Source organism: Inquilinus sp. OTU3971 (assembly GCF_038440215.1).
The window spans coordinates 1-3,999 of the sequence record NZ_JASATH010000349.1 but is presented as its reverse complement, the minus strand read 5'-3'; the positions used below and the strand labels follow the sequence as shown (position 1 = coordinate 3,999).

General features: G+C 67.0%; 3 protein-coding genes. 1 reads left to right on the top strand and 2 read right to left on the bottom strand.

Annotated features, from left to right (window positions below; genetic code table 11):
* Positions 1 to 807, bottom strand: an 807-nt coding sequence (locus AAHM41_RS39370; protein WP_342242096.1) for a hypothetical protein, incomplete at its 3' end; no start/stop codon positions are given.
* Positions 808 to 812: 5 nt separating this feature from the next.
* Positions 813 to 3,002, bottom strand: coding sequence for a WD40/YVTN/BNR-like repeat-containing protein (locus AAHM41_RS39365; protein WP_342242095.1), 2,190 nt, complete (start codon positions 3,000 to 3,002; stop codon positions 813 to 815).
* A 570-nt stretch (positions 3,003 to 3,572) separates the two neighbouring features.
* Between AAHM41_RS39365 and AAHM41_RS39360 the strand changes: the two genes are divergently transcribed.
* The gene (locus AAHM41_RS39360) at positions 3,573 to 3,965 is read left to right on the top strand and encodes a VOC family protein (RefSeq protein ID WP_342242094.1); all 393 of its coding nucleotides are present in this window, start codon (positions 3,573 to 3,575) and stop codon (positions 3,963 to 3,965) included.
* Positions 3,966 to 3,999: the final 34 nt, after the last annotated feature.

Below are 3,999 nucleotides of genomic sequence, written 5' to 3'. Positions count from 1 at the left end.
GGCTAGCACCGCGGTGCCCAGGAAGGTGCCGGCGCGGAAGGCGTCGACCGAGACCACCTGGCCGCCCGCGGTGCCGCCATGCGCCCACAGCTCGAGCGTGTCGAAGCCGGCGGTGCTGAACCCCTCCTTGTCGAAATAGAACTGGCCCCAGGGTCCGGTCGGCGTGATCCCGATGGATTTGGCGCCGGCATGCACCGGGCTGGTGGTGGCGGTGTTGCTGCTGATGTTCCAGCCATTGCCCGGCGTCCAGCCGTTCTGGAACTGGTCGTCATAGAGGACCTGCCGGGTCGGTGCGACGCTGAGCCCGATGTCATCGACGAAATAAGCCGGCAGGGTGGAAGCGGTGGCGTTCTGGAGGACGAAGCCGGTGACCTGCCGGTCCTGCGCATCCAGCGCCGACAGGTCGACCGAATATTGCCGCCACTGGTTGGCCGGCAGCGGCGCCAGGGGCACGCTGACCAGCGGATTGCCGGCGGTGTCGCGGGCCTGCAGCTGCAACTGCTGGCCGCCCGCCGTCCCGCCATGCGCCCAGAAGGTGAGGGCGCCGTAGCCGGTGGTGTCGAGCGAGACGGTGTGCAGATACAAACCGCCCCATCCGCTCTGCACCAGCCGGATCGAATGGCTGCCGCCATGCACCGTGGTGCCGTGGGTCAGGCTCTGGCCGGACGACCAGCTCCAATCCTGCCAGCCGGTGTGCAAGGCATCTCCGTAGATCACGACCGGGTCGGCGGCGCGCGCATTGCCGAGGCTCAGCATGCCGAGCAGTCCCAGCAGCAGGGCCAAGCCCTGGATCAGGCGATGGCGCATGGGTGTCACCGCCACTTCATCACGCCCTGCCCGGGCGAGGTCAGCCACAGCGCGCCGTTGGCCGCGACCCTGGCGAACAGCGCGAACGGGAAGGCCAGGCCCTGGTTCTGTGCCGCCCAGCCGGACACGCCGTCCGCGCTGGTGACCACGCCCTGGCTGGTCGTGGCGTAGCCGCCGGCATGGACCGCGCTGGAGCTGCCGAAATAGACGCGACCGCTACTGGCATTGACCGTCACCGTCCGGGCCTGGTCGTCGGCCCGGACACGGGTCCAGCTCTGGCCGTAATCCGCCGACCGGTACAGGCCCTTGCCGGTGCCCTTGACCGCGATCCAGATGTTGCCGCCCCGGCTGGCCAGGTCCATCGGGCCGCTATAGGTCCAGACGTCGTGCAGCCAGTGCGCTCCCGGGGTCCAGCCGCTGGTCATGGCGGCGGGCAGGGTCAGCGGGCTCCAGGTGCCGGCGCTGCCGCCCTGCCACGAGCGGTAGACCGCGCCGGCCGACAAAGCGAGCACGCCGTTGGTGTCGGTATAGGTGATCCGGAAGCAGTCATTGTTCGGGCAGTCCAGCACCATCTGCCACGAGATGCCGTCATCCTCGCTCAGATACACGTCGCCGTTCACGGCGGCGTAGACCCAGCGGAAGTTGACGGTGCTGTCGGGCGCCACGGTCAGCCCCTCCAGGCGCCGGATCGGGCTGGGCAGGCCCTGGGTGATGTTCTGCCAGGTCGCGCCCTTGTCCGTGCTCTTCACCAGGTACAGCGGCTCGTCGCAGGGCGTGCTGCAATTCTCGAGATTGCCGCCCAGCTGGGCCCACACCACATTGGCGCGGCTCGGATCCGCGGCCACGCTCAAGGTGTTGCCGCCCTTGCCGGCCCAGCCGCCGGTGTATGCCGCGGCGTTCAGGCTGGTCCAGCCGAGGCCGCCATCGTCCGAGCGCCACAGGCCGAGATCCATGTAGCCGGCATAGACCAGATTGGCGTCTGCCGCGCTCTGCTCGACCACGATCGGGACGACGTTGTCGATGCCGCGTGAGCGCCACTTGCCGCTGACCGCGGTGGAGACGCTGTCGGCCCAGGTCTTGCCGCCATTGCTGCTGGCATAGAGGAACTGGTTGTTGGTCCACAGCACGGTGTTCGGGCTGGATGGTCTGGAGCCGATGGTCTGGCCGAGCCCCTGGTAGCTGAAGCCCATGCCCCAGACCTCATCGGCCTGGGACCAGCCGCCGCTGACGCTCAGCGTGTACTTGGTCCAGCTCGCTCCGGCGTTGCTGCTCTCCCACAGGAAGCTGCCATAGGTCCCGGCGGGGCGCAGCGCCTGGTCGTCGAGGCCGACGATCCTGACATGGCTGGCATTGGTGGCATCGGCCAGGATGATGCCGGATGGCGCCTGGGTGCCGGAGGTCAGGAGGGTCCAGGAGAATCCGGTCTCCACCGACTTGTAGACCCGCGGCGCGTTGCCGGTCGCGGCGACCGTCGCGTACATCAGGTTCAGGTTCTGCGGGTCGAGGCCGTAGGCGATGTCGACCAGCTTGCCCTGCTGTGGGTCCATCCGGGCGAAGGTCGCGCCGCCGTCGGTGGAGAAATGGGCCTGGTAGACCACCGAGCTCTCCGGAGTGTCCGGGAAGCGTCCCCGGCCGCTGACCGCCCAGACACCGTCGGGATCCACCGGGTGGGTGCGCAGCCCGGTGATGCGCAGATTGGTCGGCAGGTTGGACCCGGTCGCGGCCCAGGTCTGGCCGGCATCGTTGGAGCGGATGATGTAGGGGCTCAGGCTGTCCCACTGCGGATGCACTGCGGCGTAGACGATGTTCGGATCGGCCGAAACGGCGATGGCGGCGATGTAGCCGGTGGCATATTTCCGGCTGAAGCCGGTGCCGTTGCTGTTGCCGACGAACAGCCCGCCATCGGTGCCGACCAGCAGCTTGCCCGCGGGATGGGCCGCCAGCGACGCGATATGGGTGACGGTCAGCCCCTGGGCCGATCCCACCGCGGTCCAGGTGGCGCCGGCATCCATGCTGAGATAGACGCCGCCGAGATCCGAGCCGACGGCCCAGTAGCCTTCGCCGGTCACCACCGGCGAGTTGAACGCGCCGCCGCCGCCGGGGTTGCCGGGCTTCCAGCTCAGCTGCGCGTGGCCGAGCGATGGCACGAACAGGAGCAGCGCCGCCAGCAAGGCGGCCATGAATCGATGGTTCACCGGGTCCCCCTCCCGTTGTTTGTCGATCGGGACCGGCCTGCGCTCCGCATGCGCAGGACGGCTGCACGCAGCCGCAGCCCGAACGCCCGTCCGCACGAAACGATCTCTGTTCCTTCCAGCGCCGCAAGATCAATCCGGCTTGCTGGACCAAGGGCTCGGAGTCCCCTGCCGCGAATCACGTCCTATATGTCAATCCACGCCGCCACATTCTTGCAATGCGCGCAAGATCTGATCGTGTGGAGCAGACAAAATTCATATGTGTTTCACGGGCGGACCGCCAGACCGCCAGACCGCCAGACCGCCAGACCGCCGCGCGCCGGCCCTATGGACCGGGCGGCACGGTAACCAGCGACGATGTCGTGGCCGCCCAATGCCTGCGACGGCGAAAGCGCAAGATCAATATTCCGAAAGAGTATCGCGATCTCGATCCCGTCTCGTCCCGTAGCGCTTCAGTCGCGGAACAACTGCGCCACTGCGAGGATTTTTTGATTCGTCAGGCTGGCGGTCGAATATAGGGAGTCGAATCCAGCGGATCGAATATCCATTGGAGAGATCACAAGGAGCGATGGCATGGCAATCGACTTCAATCACACAATCCTGGCGGCCCGCAATAGCGAGGCATCGGCAAAGTTCCTGGCGGAAATGCTTGGCCTTCCAGACCCGAAGCGCTGGGGGCCTTTCCTGATGGTGACGACCGAGAACGGTGCCAACCTCGACTACATGGATGTCGACGGTGAAATCACGCCGCAGCACTATGCGTTCCTGGTCAGCGAAGCCGAATTCGACGGGATCTTCGGCAGGATTCGTGAACGGAGGCTCCCGTACTGGGCCGACCCTGGCCAGACGCAGCTGGGCGAGATCAATCACCATGACGGCGGCCGCGGCGTCTATTTCGAGGACCCGAACGGCCATCTTCTGGAGATCATCACCCGTCAATACGGCAGCGGCGGATGGAACCCGTGACCAGCCGGCGACGTAGCCGGGCGGCGGACGCTAG

What these genes read in the sequence shown, in the direction of transcription:
- AAHM41_RS39360 (WP_342242094.1), top strand. Translation starts at nt 3,573, where the DNA reads ATGGCAATCGACTTCAATCACACAATCCTGGCGGCCCGCAATAGCGAG.